At 68.4% G+C, this 16972-nt stretch carries 20 protein-coding genes; 14 read left to right on the top strand and 6 right to left on the bottom strand.

Going from position 1 to position 16972, the window contains the following annotated elements:
- Positions 1-108: 108 nt before the first annotated feature.
- Positions 109-645, bottom strand: a complete 537-nt coding sequence (locus K8P63_RS00440) for a (2Fe-2S)-binding protein (protein ID WP_223797932.1) — start codon at positions 643-645, stop codon at positions 109-111.
- Positions 646-720: 75 nt separating this feature from the next.
- On the opposite strand from K8P63_RS00440, the gene K8P63_RS00445 reads away from it, so the two are divergent.
- The 3 genes from K8P63_RS00445 to K8P63_RS00455 all read left to right on the top strand — a co-directional run bounded on the left by K8P63_RS00445 (position 721) and on the right by K8P63_RS00455 (position 2492).
- Positions 721-1518 (top strand): DODA-type extradiol aromatic ring-opening family dioxygenase, encoded by a 798-nt coding sequence (locus tag K8P63_RS00445; RefSeq protein WP_223797933.1) that lies wholly within the window; start codon positions 721-723, stop codon positions 1516-1518.
- A 124-nt stretch (positions 1519-1642) separates the two neighbouring features.
- On the top strand, positions 1643-1849 hold the full coding sequence (gene rpsU, locus K8P63_RS00450) for a 30S ribosomal protein S21 (protein WP_223797934.1): 207 nt from the start codon (positions 1643-1645) through the stop codon (positions 1847-1849).
- 85 nt (positions 1850-1934) lie between these two features.
- Entirely contained in the window at positions 1935-2492 is a 558-nt protein-coding gene (locus tag K8P63_RS00455) for an FKBP-type peptidyl-prolyl cis-trans isomerase (protein ID WP_223797935.1), read from the top strand.
- Positions 2493-2727: 235 nt separating this feature from the next.
- On the opposite strand, the gene K8P63_RS00460 is transcribed toward K8P63_RS00455, so the two are convergent.
- From K8P63_RS00460 to pyrE, 5 genes are read right to left on the bottom strand one after another with little or no spacing between them, the layout of a single operon-like run.
- The gene (locus K8P63_RS00460; RefSeq protein WP_223797936.1) at positions 2728-3789 is read right to left on the bottom strand and encodes an AI-2E family transporter; all 1062 of its coding nucleotides are present in this window, start codon (positions 3787-3789) and stop codon (positions 2728-2730) included.
- Positions 3786-4658: a signal peptidase I gene (gene lepB / locus K8P63_RS00465; RefSeq protein ID WP_398288141.1), complete on the bottom strand. Its 873-nt coding sequence runs from the start codon at positions 4656-4658 to the stop codon at positions 3786-3788. Before lepB ends, K8P63_RS00460 begins: the two co-directional genes overlap by 4 nt.
- On the bottom strand, positions 4655-5077 hold the full coding sequence (acpS, locus tag K8P63_RS00470) for a holo-ACP synthase (protein ID WP_223799908.1): 423 nt from the start codon (positions 5075-5077) through the stop codon (positions 4655-4657). Before acpS ends, lepB begins: the two co-directional genes overlap by 4 nt.
- A gap of 10 nt (positions 5078-5087) precedes the next feature.
- Complete coding sequence (locus K8P63_RS00475) at positions 5088-5813, bottom strand: pyridoxine 5'-phosphate synthase (RefSeq protein WP_223797937.1); 726 nt, start codon at positions 5811-5813, stop codon at positions 5088-5090.
- A complete protein-coding gene (pyrE, locus tag K8P63_RS00480; protein WP_223797938.1) occupies positions 5810-6391 on the bottom strand; it encodes an orotate phosphoribosyltransferase in 582 nt (193 codons plus the stop codon). The genes K8P63_RS00475 and pyrE overlap by 4 nt, the downstream gene beginning before the upstream one ends.
- Positions 6392-6539: 148 nt before the next feature.
- Here pyrE and coxB point away from each other — a divergent pair, with 148 nt between their 5' ends.
- The 11 genes from coxB to K8P63_RS00530 all read left to right on the top strand — a co-directional run bounded on the left by coxB (position 6540) and on the right by K8P63_RS00530 (position 16963).
- On the top strand, positions 6540-7643 hold the full coding sequence (coxB, locus tag K8P63_RS00485; RefSeq protein ID WP_223797939.1) for a cytochrome c oxidase subunit II: 1104 nt from the start codon (positions 6540-6542) through the stop codon (positions 7641-7643).
- Positions 7644-7653: 10 nt separating this feature from the next.
- On the top strand, positions 7654-9333 hold the full coding sequence (gene ctaD / locus K8P63_RS00490) for a cytochrome c oxidase subunit I (RefSeq protein ID WP_223797940.1): 1680 nt from the start codon (positions 7654-7656) through the stop codon (positions 9331-9333).
- 577 nt (positions 9334-9910) lie between these two features.
- Positions 9911-10822 (top strand): heme o synthase, encoded by a 912-nt coding sequence (locus tag K8P63_RS00495; protein WP_223797941.1) that lies wholly within the window; start codon positions 9911-9913, stop codon positions 10820-10822.
- Positions 10819-10941 carry a hypothetical protein gene (locus K8P63_RS20700; RefSeq protein WP_263282668.1) on the top strand — a complete coding sequence of 41 codons (123 nt, stop codon included), beginning with the start codon at positions 10819-10821 and terminating at the stop codon, positions 10939-10941. The genes K8P63_RS00495 and K8P63_RS20700 overlap by 4 nt, the downstream gene beginning before the upstream one ends.
- Entirely contained in the window at positions 10941-11510 is a 570-nt protein-coding gene (locus K8P63_RS00500; protein WP_223797942.1) for a cytochrome c oxidase assembly protein, read from the top strand. Before K8P63_RS20700 ends, K8P63_RS00500 begins: the two co-directional genes overlap by 1 nt.
- A 69-nt stretch (positions 11511-11579) precedes the next feature.
- Positions 11580-12401 (top strand): cytochrome c oxidase subunit 3, encoded by an 822-nt coding sequence (locus tag K8P63_RS00505; protein ID WP_223797943.1) that lies wholly within the window; start codon positions 11580-11582, stop codon positions 12399-12401.
- A gap of 10 nt (positions 12402-12411) precedes the next feature.
- A complete protein-coding gene (locus tag K8P63_RS00510; protein ID WP_223797944.1) occupies positions 12412-12804 on the top strand; it encodes a DUF983 domain-containing protein in 393 nt (130 codons plus the stop codon).
- Positions 12801-13433, top strand: coding sequence for an SURF1 family protein (locus K8P63_RS00515; RefSeq protein WP_223797945.1), 633 nt, complete (start codon positions 12801-12803; stop codon positions 13431-13433). The genes K8P63_RS00510 and K8P63_RS00515 overlap by 4 nt, the downstream gene beginning before the upstream one ends.
- A gap of 25 nt (positions 13434-13458) precedes the next feature.
- Positions 13459-14859, top strand: a complete 1401-nt coding sequence (gene thrC / locus K8P63_RS00520; RefSeq protein ID WP_223797946.1) for a threonine synthase — start codon at positions 13459-13461, stop codon at positions 14857-14859.
- The gene (locus K8P63_RS00525) at positions 14856-16085 is read left to right on the top strand and encodes a M16 family metallopeptidase (protein ID WP_223797947.1); all 1230 of its coding nucleotides are present in this window, start codon (positions 14856-14858) and stop codon (positions 16083-16085) included. The genes thrC and K8P63_RS00525 overlap by 4 nt, the downstream gene beginning before the upstream one ends.
- Positions 16082-16963, top strand: coding sequence for a class I SAM-dependent methyltransferase (locus K8P63_RS00530; protein ID WP_223797948.1), 882 nt, complete (start codon positions 16082-16084; stop codon positions 16961-16963). Before K8P63_RS00525 ends, K8P63_RS00530 begins: the two co-directional genes overlap by 4 nt.
- Positions 16964-16972: the final 9 nt, after the last annotated feature.

Here is a 16972-nt window from a genome sequence, read left to right on the forward strand (position 1 = left end):
GAACGGTCCGCTTTTCGGCGCCCACGCGTGAGTGCGTGCTGAATTGGTCCGTCAGCGTTCAGAAAGCAAAGACGGCCCGATCGTTTCTTCCCCGCAAGGAATCGGCCATCATTTTTTTGGCGGGGTCAGCGCCGGCACCGCCGCTGCCGCATCGGCGGGGTCGATGTCGGGCGGGGGCGCGGCGGCGATCGGCTCGCGCGCCGCAGCGACTGCCCGGTGGATCGCGCGACGGATGCGCGGATAGGTGCCGCAGCGGCACAGGTTGGTGATCGCCGCGTCGATCTGCGCGTCGCTGGGATCGGGCGTGTGCGCCAGCAGCGCCGCCACCGCCATGATGATCCCCGACTGGCAATAGCCGCATTGCGGCACGCTCTCGGCCACCCACGCCTGCTGCACCGGATGCGAGCGATCGTCGGTCAGCCCCTCGATCGTGGTGACGAAGCTGCCTTCGATCGCGCCGATCGTCACCTGGCATGAACGGCGGGCAACGCCGTCGACATGCACCGTGCAGGCGCCGCACTGGCCGACGCCGCAGCCATATTTGGTGCCGGTCAGGTTCGATGCGTCGCGCAGCGCCCACAGCAAAGGGGTCGCGGGATCCATCTTGTAGTGGACGGGCTCGTCATTGACGGTGAAGCGGGTCATCGTTGCCGAAACTTGCCGATCATGTTTCCGGATTAGCGCATTGGCAGCCGGCGTGCGCCCCCTATCTCGGTCGGCATGACCCTGCCGACCTATTATGTGCCCCACGGGGGCGGCCCCTGCTTCTTCCTCAATCCGGACGGCTCGTGCCCGCTGATGTGGGCGAGCATGCGCGATCATCTCGCCGCGATCCTGCCCTCGCTGCCCGAGCGGCCGAAGGCGATCCTGATCGTGTCCGGCCATTGGGAGGAAGCGGACTTCACCGTCCACAGCGGCGCGCGGCCCGAATTGCTGTTCGATTATTATGGCTTTCCCGAGCACACCTATCGCCTGCGCTGGGACGCGCCGGGCGCGCCCGCGCTGGCGGATCGCGCCGCGGCGCTGCTGGGCGATGCGGGTTTCGCGACCGGGCGCGAGGCGGCGCGCGGCTGGGATCATGGCGTGTTCGTGCCGATGATGGTGGTCGATCCCGCGGCCGACATCCCGACCGCGCAGCTCTCGCTTCGCCACGATCTCGATCCGGCCGCGCACATCGCCGCCGGGCGCGCGCTGGCGCCGCTGCGTGAGGAAGGCGTGCTGATCGTCGGATCGGGCATGAGCTTCCACAACATGCGCGCGCGCGACGGCAGCGCGCAGGCGCGCGCCGACATGTTCGACGCCGCGCTGGCCGCGGCGGCGACCGATGCCGATCCGGCGCGCCGGCGCGAGCGGATCGCGGCGTGGGCCGATCTGCCCGAGGCGCGCTACGCCCATCCGCGCGAGGAGCATCTGCTGCCGCTGATGGTGGCGCTGGGCGCGGGCGGCGACGACCCCGCCACCCACGCATTCCGCGATCATGTGATCGGCTGGACGGTCTCCGCCTTCCGGTTCGGATGAGGCTTGTCGAATCGGCGGTGCTTTGATAGGGGCCCCGCTTCCCGACGCCGGCACTGCCTGCGGCGTCAATCAATCATGCGATGCCGGCGGACGCGTCGGCCTCTTGCGGAGAAGTTGAAGATTTATGCAGATCATCGTTCGCGATAACAATGTCGACCAGGCCCTGCGCGCGCTCAAGAAGAAGCTGCAGCGCGAGGGCGTCTACCGCGAGATGAAGCTGCGCCGTCATTACGAGAAGCCGTCGGAGAAGCGTGCGCGCGAGCGTGCCGCCGCCATCCGCCGCGCGCGTAAGCTCGAGCGCAAACGCGCCGAGCGCGATCAGGCCCGGTAAGATCCGGTCCCGGCCGGGCGCGGTTGCGTCCGGCCTGCTCCCGCTCTAGCGGGGGCCTCCTCGACGTATCGCCGGAAGGCCCAGAATGTCCGAAGTCACCGCCGTTCCGCTTCGTCCTGTCGGCAAGAGCGGGGTCGTGGCGCTCTGGATCGGTGTCGCGGCCTTGGTCGGCGTCGGCAGCTTCGGCGCGTGGGCGGCGAGCCGCAAGGTCGTGATGATGTCGATGCCGCCGGCCGAGTTCATGGCCGCCAACGCCAAGCATCACGGCATCAAGACCACCGCCTCCGGCCTCGAATATGAGGTGCTGAAGCCTGGCACTGGCGCCACCCCGACGCTCGCCGACGTGGCTCTGGTCGATTATAAGGGCACGCTCATCAGCGGCGCCCAGTTCGACGCCTCCAAGCCGGGTTCGCCGGTCGCGATGCCGCTGGGGCAGGTCGTACCGGGCTTCGCCGAGGCGCTGACGCTGATGCCCAAGGGCTCGCGCTACCGCTTCTGGCTGCCGCCGCAGCTCGCTTATGGCGAGCGCGAGACCGGCCCGATCCCCGCCAATTCGGTGCTCGTGTTCGAAGTGACGATGCACGAATTCATGCCGATGCCGCAGGGCATGCCCGGCGGGATGCCGCAACAGCCGGGAATGTGATCCCGCGGGCGGCGCGCTGCCGCTCGATGGCGATATCCCAGAGCGATCGTCACCCCGGACGTGTTCCGGGGTCCACCGATCGGCGCGTTTCGACAGATGAGGGTTCGGTGCGCGGGCTATGATCGCCCGATTGAGCCATCCCGCCCTCTGATGGCGCCTGGATTTGCGTTCGAGCCACTGGGCGTGACGTGGACCCCGGAACCAGTCCGGGGTGACGCGGCAGACGGGCGAGAGCCTAAGCTTCCGCTTCGGCCTCCGCCGCCAGCTCGGATTTCTCCTCCAGCAACACCTTGATCATGCACACGATCGGGTCGGCCAACGCGAGGCCGAGGATGCCGAACAGCGCGCCCAGCAGAAGCTGGCAGCCCAGCACTAATGCCGGCGCGAGATCGACCGCGCGGCGCGCCACCATCGGCACCACCACATAGCCGTCGAACGTCTGCACCGCGACGTAGACGATGATCGCGCCGATGCCGATATTGGTGCCGGCCGAGAAGCCGACCAAGACGATCAGCGCGCCCGACACGATCGACCCGATATTGGGGAGGAAGGCGAGCAGGCCGGTCAGCACGCCCAGCAACGGCGCCATCGGCACGCCGATGATCGACAGCGCGACGCCGACGAACAATCCCTCGACGCCCATGCCGACGAGCCGGCCGGCCATCAGCCGGCGCAGCGTGTGCCCCATCTTGTCCGACGTGCGATAGAAATCGGCGCGCTTGTCCATCGGCAGCATCCAGGCGATGCCGCGTTCGTAGAGCCGCGGCTCGATCGCCACGAACAGGCCGATCACGACGATCATCGCGAGGCTGGACAAGGCGCCCAGCGCCGAACCGACCCAAGCGGTGACCTTGCCGACCGAGCCGACCAATTGCTTGCCGAGGTCGGCCGCATTCTGGTCGGCGGGGATCAGGCCATATTGGTGGCCGTAGCCCATGATGCGGGTGACCTGGCTCTCGACCACCGCGCGCAGCGCCTGCGCCTGCCCGGCGAGCTGGCTGCCGGCGAGGTACATGAAGCCCATGACGAACAGCACCACCAGCACCGCGACGATCGCGAGGCGGATGCCGCGCGGGGCCGGAAGGATCTTGCCGAGGAGCCGCACGCCGCCGTCGAGCAAGGCGGCAAAGACGATGCCGCCGATGATAAGCAGCAGCGGCTGCGTCAGCATCCAGATCAGGGCAACCGCGACGACCATCCCGATCCACACGCTGGCGCGCTGGACTTCACGGCTGGTGAGCGGGTTCGCGAAGTCGCTGGGGCCGGGCTCCTCGGGCGCGCGCAGGGAGTCGCTCAATGCGCCTTCTCGGGCCGCAGGCTGGTGCCGGCGCGGCCGCCGCGCAGCGCGGTGATCCACGTCAGCGGATTGAAGTAGCTGGTCGTGCCGTCATAGGAGAAGGTGATGAACTCGGCGCGGCCGCCGAGATTCTCCCACGGAATCGGCCCGCCGAGGCCGTTCTGATAGGCCGAGACGCGGCTGTCGGCCGATTCGTCGCGATTGTCGCCCATCACGAACACCTGACCCTCGGGGATCACCGTCTCGGGGAAGTCGTCGGGAATGCCGGGCATGTAGCCCATGTCGATCGTGTCGTAGCTAACGCCGTTCGGCAGCGTCTCGCGATAGCGCGGCAGCGCGCAATATTGCTTGCCGTCCTTGATCGTCAGGAACGGCGCTTCGCGCTCGCTGGAGCAGGGCACGTTCGGGTCGATCGGGATCATCGCGGGGGATTCCTTCACCCGCTTGATCGGCACGCCGTTGAGGATGACCGCACCCTCGCGCACCTCGATCCGGTCGCCGGGCAGCGCGATGACGCGCTTGATGTAATCGGCATCCTCCTGCGGTGGCTTGAGGATCACGACGTCGCCATGCGCCGGCATCCGCCCGAACAGCCGCCCATGGACGAAGGGCAGCACATGAAATGGCGAGGGCGAGACGTAGGACCAGCCGTAGGGGAACTTGCTCACCACCAGTCGATCGCCCTTGATGAGCGTCGGCATCATCGATTCGGACGGGATGTAGAAGGGCTTGGCGACGAAGCTCCACACCGCGAGCACCGCCAGCACCAGCCACGCGAAGCTCTTGGTCTCGGCCCACCAGTCGGTGGCGGGCTTTTCCTTGGGCGGCAGGCTCGTCTTGGCTGCGAGGTCTGGCGTGGGTTCGCTCACGGACGGTCCTGTTCTGGTTCGATACGGCGGGCGTAGAGGATTACAAATGCCTGCGCCCATGGATGATCATCGGTGAGCGTCAGGTGAATGTCGACCGCGTGGCCCGCCGGGGTCAACGCGTCAAGCCGTGCCTTGGCCCCGCCGGACAGAATCAGCGTCGGCGCGCCCGACGGCAGGTTCGCGACGCCGATATCCTTGTGATAGACGCCCTGTGCGAAGCCTGTGCCGACCGCCTTCGAGAACGCCTCCTTGGCGGCGAAGCGCTTGGCATAAGTGGCGGCGCGGGTGAGCGTGCGCCGCTCGGCCTTGGCGCGCTCGATCGGCGTGAACACGCGCTCGACGAAGCGGTCGCCGAAGCGATCGAGCGAGGCCTGGATCCGCTCGATATTGCACAGGTCCGAGCCGAGCCCGACGATCATGGCCGCACGGTCATCGCGCCGCATCCATGCATGCGCGCATCTCGCGCACGGCGGCGTCGAGGCCGGTGAAGATCGCCTCGCCGATCAGGAAATGGCCGATGTTGAGCTCGGCGAGCTGCGGGATCGCCGCGACCGGCGCGACATTGGCGTAGGTGAGGCCGTGGCCGGCATGCGGCTCGATCCCGTTCTTGGCGGCGAGCGCGGCCATGTCGGCGACGCGCTTCAGCTCCTCAGCCTGTGCCGCGCCGTTGCGATGCGCGTAGCGGCCGGTGTGGAACTCGACCACCGGCACGCCCAGCGCGATCGCGGCGGCGACCTGGCGCTCGCCCGGCTCGATGAACAGGCTGACGCGGATGCCGGCATCGGCGAGCGCGGCGACGATCGGCGCCAGCGTGGCGCGATGGCCGTCGGCGTCGAGCCCCCCCTCGGTGGTGCGCTCCTCGCGCCGCTCGGGCACGATGCAGGCGGCATGCGGGCGGTGGCGGAGCGCGATCGCGACCATCTCGTCGGTCGCCGCCATCTCCAGGTTGAGCGGCAGCGCGATCTCCGCCTTGAGCCGGGCGATGTCGGCGTCGGTGATGTGGCGCCGGTCCTCGCGCAGATGCGCGGTGATGCCGTCCGCCCCCGCCGCGGCGGCGATATGCGCCGCGCGCACCGGATCGGGATGCTCGCCGCCGCGCGCGTTGCGCACGGTCGCGACATGATCGATGTTCACGCCGAGGCGCAGGCGGGTCATGCCGCCCGGCTGCCCGGCTTGATCGCGGGGATCGCCGCCAGTTCGGGCGGGAGCGCGTCGGCGGCGTAGGTCGGCACGTCGAGCTTCATCAGCGCGAAATAGGGCACGCCCAGATCGACCGGGCCGCTCGTGCGATCGACCAGCGATGCCGCCGCGACCACCACGCCGCCTGCCTCGCCGATCGCGCGGATGGCCTCGCGCGAGGAGAGGCCGGTGGTGACGACGTCCTCGACCATCAGCACCTTCGCGCCGGGCGCCAGCGCGAAGCCGCGCCGCAGCTCGAATGTGCCGGTCGGCCGCTCGACGAACATCGCGTCGATCCCCAACGCGCGGCCCATTTCGTGGCCGATGATGACGCCGCCCATCGCCGGGCTGACCACTGCGTCGAGGCTTTCGCGGATCTCGGCGGGGATACGCGACGCCAGCGCCGCGGCCAGCCGACTCGCCCGCACCGGGTTCATCAGCACGCGCGCGCATTGCAGGTAGCGCGACGAGCGCAGCCCGGAGGACAGGATGAAATGCCCTTCCAGCAGCGCGTCGGCCGCGCGAAATTCGGCCAGCACCTGCTCGTCGTCCATGCCCATGTCCCCGAAGTCTTGGATCGCGCACGGATAGACGGGGGGCGGGCCGCCTTCAACGGCTTGCTTTTCCCCCCAAAGCGGTGTTTCAGGCGGGATGGAAGCGTAAATCATGCGCGCGGCAGGAAGCGGGGATGGGGATCTGAACGTGTTCAAGACGATCCGCGGTCTGACACTTGGCATCGCCGCCGCCTGCGCGCTTGGCGGCGCGGCCGGCGCGCAGGCGCCGAATACGCTGCCGAACAATCCCTTGCCGATCGTCACGCCGAATCCCGGCACGGTCGCGCCCACGCCTGCCGTCGTCTCGGTGGCGGCCAAACCGGGCGACATCGTCCACGTGGCGCCGACGCCGGGTATCGGCCAGCCGACCGACGCGGTCGCGCTCCAGCCGCAGGAGACCGCGATCGGCCAGGAAGCCGCGCGGATGCACAATTTCATCCTGATGCCGGTGATGACGATCATCTGCGTGCTGGTGCTGGTGCTGCTCGGCTGGGTGGCGCTGCGCTATCGCGCCGCCGCTAACCCGGTGCCGTCGAAGACGCACCACAATACCGTGATCGAGGTGATCTGGACGCTGGCGCCGGTGTTGATCCTGGTGCTGATCGCCGTGCCCTCGATCAAGCTGATCGCGCACCAATATGCGCCGCCTAAGGCCGATCTGACGGTGAAGGTCGTCGGCAACCAATGGTATTGGGAATATCAATACCCCGACAACGGCAATCTCGACATTGTCAGCAACATGCTGCCCGAGGCGAAGGATGCGCACGGCAAGCGCTCGCGCACCGATGTCGACGGGCCACGCCTGCTGGCGGTGGACGAGCGGATGGTGGTGCCGGCCGGCGCGGTGGTGAAGATCATTACCACCTCCAACGACGTGATCCATTCGTTCGCGCTGCCCGCGGCGTGGGTGAAGATGGATGCCGTCCCCGGCCGCCTGAACGAGACCTGGTTCAAGATCGATCGCCCCGGCGTCTATTTCGGCCAATGTTCGGAATTGTGCGGCGCGCGCCACGGCTTCATGCCGATCGCGGTCGAGGTGGTGCCACCCGCCCAGTTCGCGCAGTGGATCGCCTTCAAGGGCGGCACGATGCCCGGCGCCAAGCCGGCCGCCTCGCCCGACGCCACCAGCCCGGCCTCGCCCGCCGTCTCCGGCCCGCCCGCCGCGACGGCCGGCGTTCCCACCGATGCGACCGTGCCCGGCACGGGCGCGAAGGTGAAGCCTTCCGCCCAATCCGCGACCGCCCAGAATTGAGGCCCGCCCGATGACCGACGTCGCCGCCCATCCCAGCGCCTTCCAGGCCGATCCCGGACATTCCGAGCCGCATCACGATGCCGATCACAAGCCGGCTTTCTTCGCGCGCTGGTTCATGTCGACGAACCACAAGGACATCGGCACGCTCTACCTGATCTTCGCGATCATCGCGGGGATCATAGGCGGCACAATCTCCGGCATGATGCGCGTCGAGCTGGCGCATCCCGGCATCCAGTATCTCGGCAAGTGGTACGAATTCCTGCACGGGCCGGGCACGCTCGACCAGGCCTATCACCTGTGGAACGTGATGATCACCGCGCACGGCCTGATCATGGTGTTCTTCATGGTGATGCCGGCGATGATCGGCGGCTTCGGCAACTGGTTCGTGCCGATCATGATCGGCGCGCCCGACATGGCCTTTCCGCGCATGAACAATATCAGCTTCTGGCTGCTCGTGCCGGCATTTACTCTGCTGATCGGCTCGACCTTCGTGTCGGGCGGCACCGGCCCCGGTGCCGGAACGGGCTGGACGGTCTATGCGCCGCTCTCGACCAGCGGGTCGGTCGGCCCGGCGGTCGACATGGGCATCCTCGCGCTGCACCTTGCCGGCGCCTCGTCGATCCTCGGCGCGATCAACTTCATCACCACGATCCTCAACATGCGCGCGCCGGGCATGACGCTGCACAAGATGCCGCTGTTCGCCTGGTCGGTGCTGGTCACCGCCTTCCTGCTGCTGCTGGCGCTGCCGGTGCTCGCCGCGGCGATCACGATGCTGCTGACCGACCGCAATTTCGGCACGACCTTCTTCGACGCATCGGGCGGCGGCGATCCGATCCTCTACCAGCACCTGTTCTGGTTCTTCGGCCATCCCGAGGTCTACATCATGATCCTGCCGGGCTTCGGCATGGTCAGCCACATCGTGTCGACCTTCAGCCGCAAGCCGGTGTTCGGCTATCTCGGCATGGCCTACGCCATGGTCGCGATCGGCGTGGTCGGCTTCATCGTGTGGGCGCACCACATGTTCACCACCGGCCTCAGCGTGAACACCAAGATGTACTTCACCGCCGCGACGATGGTGATCGCGGTGCCGACCGGCATCAAGATCTTCTCGTGGATCGCCACGATGTGGGAAGGCTCGATCAGCTTCGAGACGCCGATGCTGTGGGCGATCGGCTTCATCTTCATGTTCACCGTCGGCGGCGTCACCGGCGTGCTGCTTGCCAATGGCGGCATCGATAACTACTTCCAGGATGGCTATTACGTGGTGGCGCACTTCCACTACGTGCTCAGCCTCGGCGCGGTGTTCAGCCTGTTCGCGGGCTTCTATTACTGGTTCCCGAAGATGTCGGGGCGGATGTATAACGAGCTGCTCGGCAAGCTGCATTTCTGGATATTCTTCGTCGGCGTGAACGTGCTGTTCTTCCCGATGCACTTCCTCGGCATGCAGGGCATGCCGCGCCGCTATCCGGATTATCCGGATGCGTTCGAGAAGTGGAACCATGTCGCGACCGACGGCTACATGATCATGGCCGCGAGCATGGCGATCTTCTTCGTCAACATCCTCTATTCGCTGTTCGCCGGCCCCAAGGCACCCGACAATCCGTGGGGCGAGGGTGCGACGACGCTCGAATGGACGCTGTCGAGCCCGCCGCCCTACCACCAGTTCGAGCAGCTGCCCCGCATCGACTGACCCGCGCCAGTCCCGCCGTCGTTAACCCAGCTTGCTGGGAGGATGGTAGGGGTTGGCGACTAGGACAGATCCCGCGCGCGGCAGGCGAGCGATGCCGGCGGGGGCGATAGGGATGCGGTTCTTCTGTGCGTTCGGACTGCATCTGTGGCGCAAGCGCGAAGCGACCGCACGGCAGGGAACCTTCGTCTATCGCTGCCAGAGCTGCGGCCGGGTCCGCGTGCGCCGGCGCGCGCCTTGACTGCACCGCAAAGGTCTTGCCCGCGCATCTTGCATGCAACGCGAAGTTGAGCGATACGTTACAATTCCATGTGAGGAACGCCGCGTTCAGCGACGTCATCGCAAGGAGAGGATGATTTGATGATGACGTTTCCCCCACGCGTCGGCCTTCCGTTTGTCGGAGCCCTGCCCTTCGCTCTATCGATCAGCCTCGCCATGTGGGCGGGCATCCTGTTCGCGACGAAGCTGATCTGAAGCGCCGATCCGGCACCCGCGGCCGAGCGGGTGCACGGCACACACACGCACCGACGCAGATCGTCTCTTTAACGCGAGGGCCGGCTGCCTTATGGGCTGCCGCGCGATGACTCCCGCCGCCTCAACCCTTTCGCCCGTTTTGCCCGCCGATTGGCGCGATTTCGTCGCGCTGACCAAGCCGCGGGTGATGACGCTCGTCGTCTTCACCGGCTTGTGCGGCATGCTCGCCGCGCCCGTGATGATCAATCCGGTGCTCGGTTTCGTCACCATCCTGTGCATCGCCGTCGGTGCCGGCGGCTGCGGCGCGCTGAACATGTGGTACGAGGCCGACCTCGACCGCCATATGAAGCGCACGCGCAACCGCCCGCTGCCCGCCGGGCGGATGGAGCGGCCCGCGGCGCTGCAGTTCGGCATGACATTGTGCGTCGCGTCGGTGCTGGTGCTGGGGCTGGCGGTCAACGTGCTCGCCGCCGCGATCCTCGCGCTGTCGATCCTGTTCTATGTCGTCGTCTACACAATCTGGCTGAAGCGCCGGACCCCGCAGAACATCGTCATCGGCGGTGCCGCCGGCGCCTTTCCGGCCTTGATCGGCTGGGCGGCGGCGACCGGACGGGTCGATGCGCTGCCGGTGCTGATGTTCGCGTTCGTCTTCCTGTGGACGCCGCCGCATTTCTGGTCGCTCGCGCTGTTCGTCCGGCCCGATTACGCCGCCGCCGGCGTGCCGATGCTGCCGGTGGTGGCGGGCGAGGATGCGACGCGGCGGCAGGTGTTCCTCTATACATTGCCGATGGCGGTGGCGGCGATCGCGCCGTGGCCGCTGCACGAGACCGGCGCGATCTACGGCGGCGCGGCCGTGGTGCTGACCGGCTGGTTCCTGTACCTCGCCATCCGCGTCGGCCTGAGCCACGAGCGCGATCCCGCGCAGATGATCGCCGAACGCCGCCTGTTCCGTTTCTCGATTCTCTACCTGTTCGTCATGTTCGGCGCGCTGGTGGCGGACCGTCTGATCCTCGGATGACGCCCGAATTCGAGGCCGAATATCGCCGCCGCCAGCGCGCGCGCGCGCGCGTGACCGCTTTGGTGCTGGTGGCGCTGGTGATCCTGTTCTTCGCCATCGCGATCGTGCGGATGCATTGATGCCGCTCCATGCCACCGCCGCCCGCGCCAAGTACCGCACCGCCGGGCTGATGGCGCTGGCGGCGGCAGGCATGCTGAGCCTGGGCTTCGCGAGCCCGCCGCTCTATCGCATGTTCTGCCAGGCGACCGGCTGGAACGGCACGGTGCGCGAGGATCTGACCGCCAAGGCCCCCGGCGCGATCGGCCGGCTGGTCGACGTGCGCTTCGACGCCAATGTTTCGCCCGGCATGAAATGGCGGTTCGAGCCCGACGAGCGCGTGCGCCACGTCGCGGTCGGCGCGCGCGAGATGGCGTTCTTCACCGCCGAGAATCTCACCGACAAGCCGATCACCGGATCGGCCGCGTTCAACGTCACCCCCGCGCAGGCGGGCGCCTATTTCGTCAAGATCCAGTGCTTCTGCTTCACCGAGCAGACGCTGCGCCCGCACGAACGCGTGCGGATGCCGGTGATCTTCTTCGTCGATCCCAAGTTCGCCGAGGATGCCGACGCGAAGGACGTGAGCGAGATCACGCTCTCCTACACCTTCTACCCGGTCGCGCATCCGGCAGGCGTTCGCGCGGACGACTGAGCGGCGCGCTTGCGGGCCGGGCCGGGCCGCCCTACACCACAGGCAAAGCGACAGTTGAGGATGCCGCGCATGGCCGGAGCAAAGAGCCACGATTACCACATCCTGCCGCCGAGCCCCTGGCCGCTGCTGGGGGCGATTGCCGGCTTCATGTTCGCGATCGGCGCGATCATGTACATGCACTCCGCCCCTTATGGCGGTTTCATGTGGGCGTTCGGGGTGCTGTGCATCCTCGGCGTGATGGCCGGATGGTGGGGCCAGGTCATCAAGGAGGCGCATGCCGGCGATCATACGCCCGTCGTCTCGCTCCACCTGCGCTACGGCATGATCCTGTTCATCGCATCCGAGGTGATGTTCTTCGTCGGCTGGTTCTGGGCGTGGTTCGATTTCTCGCTCTTCCCCTCGACCGTCGACGCGGTCGGCGGCGTGTGGCCGCCCAAGGGGATCGAGGTCATCAACCCGTTCGCCTTCCCTTTGCTCAACACGCTGATCCTGCTCTGCTCGGGCACCACCGTCACCTGGGCGCATCACGCGCTGCTGCACGGCGACCGGAAGGGGATGATCCAGGGCTTGTGGTGCACGATCCTGCTCGGGCTCACCTTCTCGTTCATCCAGGCGTGGGAATATGCGCACGCGCCGTTCGCCTTCAAAGGGCTGAACTATGGCGCGGCCTTCTTCATGGCGACCGGCTTCCACGGCTTCCACGTGCTGGTCGGCACGATCTTCCTGAGCGTCAATCTGGTGCGCGCCTACAAGGGCGAATTCACGCCGAAGCAGCATTTCGGCTTCGAGGCGGCTGCCTGGTACTGGCATTTCGTCGACGTGGTGTGGCTGTTCCTGTTCGTCTCGATCTACGTCTGGGGCGGCTGGGGCGCGCCGATCCACGCCGGCTGATCCGGCCGGCGTGGCGCGACCGCTGACCGACGGAGCCGCGCCCGCCCCGTCGCCGCTGCAGGTCGCGCTGACCGGCTGCTGCCCGCGCTGCGGCGCACGCACCTTGTTCGCGGGCTGGATCAGGTTCGCCGGGGCGTGTTCGCGTTGCGGGCTCGATTTCACCGCATTCAACGTCGGCGACGGCGCGGCGGCATTCCTCACCTTGGGCATCGGCGCGCTCGTCGCCGGGCTCGCCATCGCCACCGAACTGGTCTTCGCGCCGCCGGTGTGGGTCCATATCCTGCTGTGGCCAATAGTGACGCTCGCGCTGATCTTCGCATCGCTGCGCGCGAGCAAAGCGGCCTTGCTCGCGCTGGAATATCGCAACGGTGCGCGCGAAGGGCGGATCAGCGATCGCGCATGAGCCGCCGGATTCCCATCGTGCCGACGATCATCGTCATCGCGGCTGCCCTGCTGATGGTGCGGCTGGGCGTGTGGCAGCTCCAGCGGCTGCACGAGAAGGCGGCGCTGGCGACGCGCTATGCCGCCAACGTCGCCAGGCCGCCGCTGCCGCTCGCGGCCTTGTTCCCGGTCAGCGACGACGCGCTCTTTCGGCGGACGAGCGCGATGTGCCTGTCGGTGGTGCATTGGTCGGCGGAGGCGGGGCGCACCGCGGCGGGCACGCCCGGCTGGCGCCACATCGCATCGTGCCGCACCGGCGCCGAGGGGCCGGGCTTCGCCGCCGACATGGGGGTATCGCAGGAATCGTCCGCGCCGGCATGGAATGGCGGCGTGGTGCGCGGGCGGCTGACCTGGGCGCCGAACGCGACGCCGTTGGTCGCGCGGCTGTTCGGCGCGGCGCCCGCATCGGTGCCGATGATCGTCGGCGAGACCGCCGCGCCCGGCCTCCAGCCAAGCGCGCAGCCCGATCCGGCGGCGATGCCCAACAATCATCTCGCTTATGCGGTGCAATGGTTCCTGTTCGCGGGCGTCGCGCTCGTGATCTACGCGCTGTTGCTCTGGCGGCGGACGCGCAGGGCGCGGTTGCCCTGAGTGCCGCCCGCCGGTAATCGGCGGCATGGACTATGTCAGCACGCGTGGGGCTGCGCCCGCGCTCGACTTCGAGAATGCGACGCTCGCCGGCCTCGCGGCCGATGGCGGCCTGTACGTGCCTGCGGCGTGGCCGACTTTGTCGCGCGAGGCGATCGCGGCGCTGGCCGGCCTGTCCTATGTCGATACCGCCGTCGCGGTGCTTGCCCCATTCGTCGGCACGACGCTGCCGCGCGAGGAACTGCGCGCGCTGTGCCAAGCCGCTTATGGCCGCTTCGCGCACGCCGCCGTCACGCCGCTCGTCCAGCTCGACGGGCAGCATTGGGTGCTCGAACTGTTCCACGGGCCGACGCTGGCGTTCAAGGACGTCGCGCTGCAGCTGATCGGGCTGCTGTTCGAGCGGTTCCTCACCAGCCGCGACACCCATCTCACCGTGATCGGCGCGACGTCGGGCGACACCGGATCGGCGGCGATCGACGCGCTGGCGGGGCGCGCCAAGGTCGATCTGTTCATGCTCCACCCGCAGGGGCGGGTGTCGGAGGTTCAGCGGCGGCAGATGACCACCGTGCTCGCGCCCAACATCCACAATATCGCGATCGACGGCAGCTTCGACGATGCGCAGGCGCTGGTCAAGGCGATGTTCGCCGACGCCGATTTCGCCGGCCGCTTCAGCCTGTCGGCGGTCAATTCGATCAACTGGGCGCGGCTGGCGGCGCAGGTGGTCTATTATTTCTACGCCGCGGTGCGCCTCGGCGCGCCCGAGCGGCCGGTCGCGTTCGCGGTGCCGACCGGCAATTTCGGCGATGTCTTCGCCGGCTATGTCGCGGCACGGATGGGGCTGCCGGTCGCCAAGCTGATCGTCGCGACCAACGTCAACGACATCCTCCACCGCGCGCTGAGCGCGGGCGATTATTCGGTCGGTACGGTCACGCCCACGGTCGCGCCGTCGATGGACATTCAGGTCAGCTCCAATTTCGAGCGACTGCTGTTCGATCTGCACGGCCGCGACGGGCCGGCGCTGGCGGCGGCGATGCGCGGCTTCGAGGCGACGCGCACGCTTGCGCTCTCCCCGGCGATGCGTGCCGAGGCGGCCGGACTGTTCGCGAGCGCGCGGATCGATGCCGAGGACATGGCGCTGGCAATGCGCTGGGCGTGCGAGGAATCGGGCATGCTGCTCGATCCGCACACGGCGATCGGCCTCGCCGCCGCGCGCGCCGCGGCTTTGCCGGCCGACGTGCCGGTCGTGACGCTGGCCACCGCGCATCCGGCCAAATTCCCCGACGCGGTCGAGCGCGCGACCGGCCGGCGGCCGGCGCTGCCGCCACGCGTGGGCGACCTGTTCGACCGCGCCGAGCGCTACGACACGCTGCCGGCCGAGATCAAGGCGGTCGAGGCCTATATCGCCGAACGCGCGACGGCGCGGGCATGAGCGCGCGGCTTCACCGCCTCGCCAACGGGCTGACCGTCGCGGTCGAGCCGATGGCCGGGGTCGAGACCTGCGCGGTCGGCCTCTATATCGATGTCGGCGCGCGGTCCGAGCCGGAGGGGCTGGGCGGGCTCGCGCACATGGTCGAGCATATGGTGTTCAAGGGTGCCGGCACGCGCGATGCCCGCGCCATCGCCGAGGTGATCGAGGATCGCGGCGGTGCGCTCAATGCGTGGACCGCGCGCGACCAGACCGCCTTCCAGGCGCGCCTGCTGGCCGACGATCTCGCGCTGGGTGCCGAGGTGATCGCCGATCTGGTGCGCCGTCCGCATCTCGACGCGGCCGAGCTGGAGCGCGAGAAAAGCGTCGTGCTCGCCGAGCTGGGCGAGGCGCGCGACACGCCCGACGACATCATCTTCGATCATCTGCAGGCCGCGGCGTATGGCGGCCAGCCGCTCGGCGCGGCGGTGCTGGGCGACGAGACGAGCATCGCCGCGATCGATGCCGGTGCGCTCGGCCGCTGGATCGAGACGCAATATCGCCCCGACAGCCTCGTGCTGACCGCGGCGGGCAAGGTCGACGAGGATGCGGTGCTGCGCCTCGCCGAGCGGCTCTATGGCGACATGGCGGCGGGCGCACCGCCGCCGCCGCCGCCCGCCGGCTGGACCGGCGGCACGCATCACGATCGCCGCCGCTTCGATCAGCTCCACGTCGCCTTCGCGCATCCCGGCCTCGGCGTGGCGCATCCCGATCTGCACGCATTGTCGCTGTTCGCCAGCGCAGCCGGCGGCGGCATGTCGTCGCGCCTGTTCCAGCAGGTGCGCGAGGAGCGCGGGCTGGCTTATTCGATCTACGCCTGGACGCATGCTTATGCCGAGACCGGGCTGTTCGGTGTCTATTGCGCGGCGGCGCGTGGCGATGCGGCGCAGGCGCTTTCGCTCGCGCGGCGCGTGCTGGCCGAGACCGCCGAGGGGCTGAGCGCGGCCGAGCTTGATCGCGCGCGTGCACAGGCCAAGGCCGGGCTGCTGATGGGGCTCGAATCGGTCGGGCAGCGCGCCGATCATCTCGCGCGCCAGATCCAGATCCATGGCCGGATCGTGCCGGTGGCCGAGACGGTGGCACTGCTCGACGCGGTGAGCGTGGCGCAGGCGCGCGCGGCGGGCGCTGCGGCGCTGGCGGGTGGCGAGGCGCTGGCGACGGTCGGCGGCAAGCTGGCGAAGGCGGCATGAGCCTGCTCACCCCCCAACTCGCCACGCTCGTCGCCGAGCCGTGGACCGATTACGGGCTGGTCGATTCGGGCCATGGCCGCAAGCTGGAGCGCTATGGCCGCTTCCGCTTCATCCGGCCCGAGCCGCAGGCGATGTGGTCGCCCGCCTCCCCCAATTGGGAGGCGGACGGCGATTTCGTCGCGGCGAGCGACGAGGATGGCGGCGGCAAATGGCATCTCTCGCGCGACGTGCCGCGCGGCGGCTGGCACATGAAGTGGGAGGAGGTGCGCTTCACCGCGCAGAACACTCCCTTCCGCCACCTCGCTTTCTTCCCCGACATGGCGCCGCAATGGTCGTGGATGCGCGACCGCACCGCCGAGAATGACGAGATCCTCAACCTGTTCGGCTATACCGGCGTCGGCACGCTCGCGCTGGCGGCCAAGGGCGCTCGGCTGACGCATGTCGATGCCTCGAAGAAGTCGGTCGATGCGGGCAAGTCCAACGCCTTCCTGTCCGACATGGCCGACCGGCCGATCCGCTGGATGGTGGACGATGCGGTCAAGTTTGCGGCGCGCGAGGTGCGGCGCGAGCGGCGCTATGACGGCATCCTGCTCGATCCGCCCAAGTTCGGGCGCGGGCCGGAGGGCGAATTGTGGCGGATCGAGGAGCATCTCGCCGGCCTGCTGCGCCATTGCCGCGCTCTGCTGGACGAGCGCTCGAAGTATCTCGTGCTGACCGTCTATGCGGTGCGGATGTCGGCGCTGGCGATCGGCACGCTGATGCAGGAATTGCTCGGCGATCTCGGCGGCCGCGTCGAGGTGGGCGAGATGGCGGTGCGCGAGGAAGCGCGCGGCCTGCTGCTGCCCACCGCCATCTTCGCGCGCTGGAGCCGCGACTAGACACAAAGA

The organism is Sphingomonas nostoxanthinifaciens (genome assembly GCF_019930585.1).
Classification (GTDB): Bacteria; Pseudomonadota; Alphaproteobacteria; order Sphingomonadales; family Sphingomonadaceae; genus Sphingomonas_I; species Sphingomonas_I nostoxanthinifaciens.

Bases quoted from the DNA above. Each gene is read 5' to 3' on its own strand.
- K8P63_RS00440 (WP_223797932.1), bottom strand. From the start codon at position 645: ATGACCCGCTTCACCGTCAATGACGAGCCCGTCCACTACAAGATGGAT.
- K8P63_RS00445 (WP_223797933.1), top strand. From the start codon at position 721: ATGACCCTGCCGACCTATTATGTGCCCCACGGGGGCGGCCCCTGCTTC.
- rpsU (WP_223797934.1), top strand. From the start codon at position 1,643: ATGCAGATCATCGTTCGCGATAACAATGTCGACCAGGCCCTGCGCGCG.
- K8P63_RS00455 (WP_223797935.1), top strand. From the start codon at position 1,935: ATGTCCGAAGTCACCGCCGTTCCGCTTCGTCCTGTCGGCAAGAGCGGG.
- acpS (WP_223799908.1), bottom strand. From the start codon at position 5,077: ATGATCGTCGGGCTCGGCTCGGACCTGTGCAATATCGAGCGGATCCAG.
- K8P63_RS00475 (WP_223797937.1), bottom strand. From the start codon at position 5,813: ATGACCCGCCTGCGCCTCGGCGTGAACATCGATCATGTCGCGACCGTG.
- pyrE (WP_223797938.1), bottom strand. From the start codon at position 6,391: ATGGACGACGAGCAGGTGCTGGCCGAATTTCGCGCGGCCGACGCGCTG.
- ctaD (WP_223797940.1), top strand. From the start codon at position 7,654: ATGACCGACGTCGCCGCCCATCCCAGCGCCTTCCAGGCCGATCCCGGA.
- K8P63_RS00495 (WP_223797941.1), top strand. From the start codon at position 9,911: ATGACTCCCGCCGCCTCAACCCTTTCGCCCGTTTTGCCCGCCGATTGG.
- K8P63_RS20700 (WP_263282668.1), top strand. From the start codon at position 10,819: ATGACGCCCGAATTCGAGGCCGAATATCGCCGCCGCCAGCGCGCGCGC.
- K8P63_RS00500 (WP_223797942.1), top strand. From the start codon at position 10,941: ATGCCGCTCCATGCCACCGCCGCCCGCGCCAAGTACCGCACCGCCGGG.
- K8P63_RS00505 (WP_223797943.1), top strand. From the start codon at position 11,580: ATGGCCGGAGCAAAGAGCCACGATTACCACATCCTGCCGCCGAGCCCC.
- K8P63_RS00515 (WP_223797945.1), top strand. From the start codon at position 12,801: ATGAGCCGCCGGATTCCCATCGTGCCGACGATCATCGTCATCGCGGCT.
- thrC (WP_223797946.1), top strand. From the start codon at position 13,459: ATGGACTATGTCAGCACGCGTGGGGCTGCGCCCGCGCTCGACTTCGAG.
- K8P63_RS00525 (WP_223797947.1), top strand. From the start codon at position 14,856: ATGAGCGCGCGGCTTCACCGCCTCGCCAACGGGCTGACCGTCGCGGTC.
- K8P63_RS00530 (WP_223797948.1), top strand. From the start codon at position 16,082: ATGAGCCTGCTCACCCCCCAACTCGCCACGCTCGTCGCCGAGCCGTGG.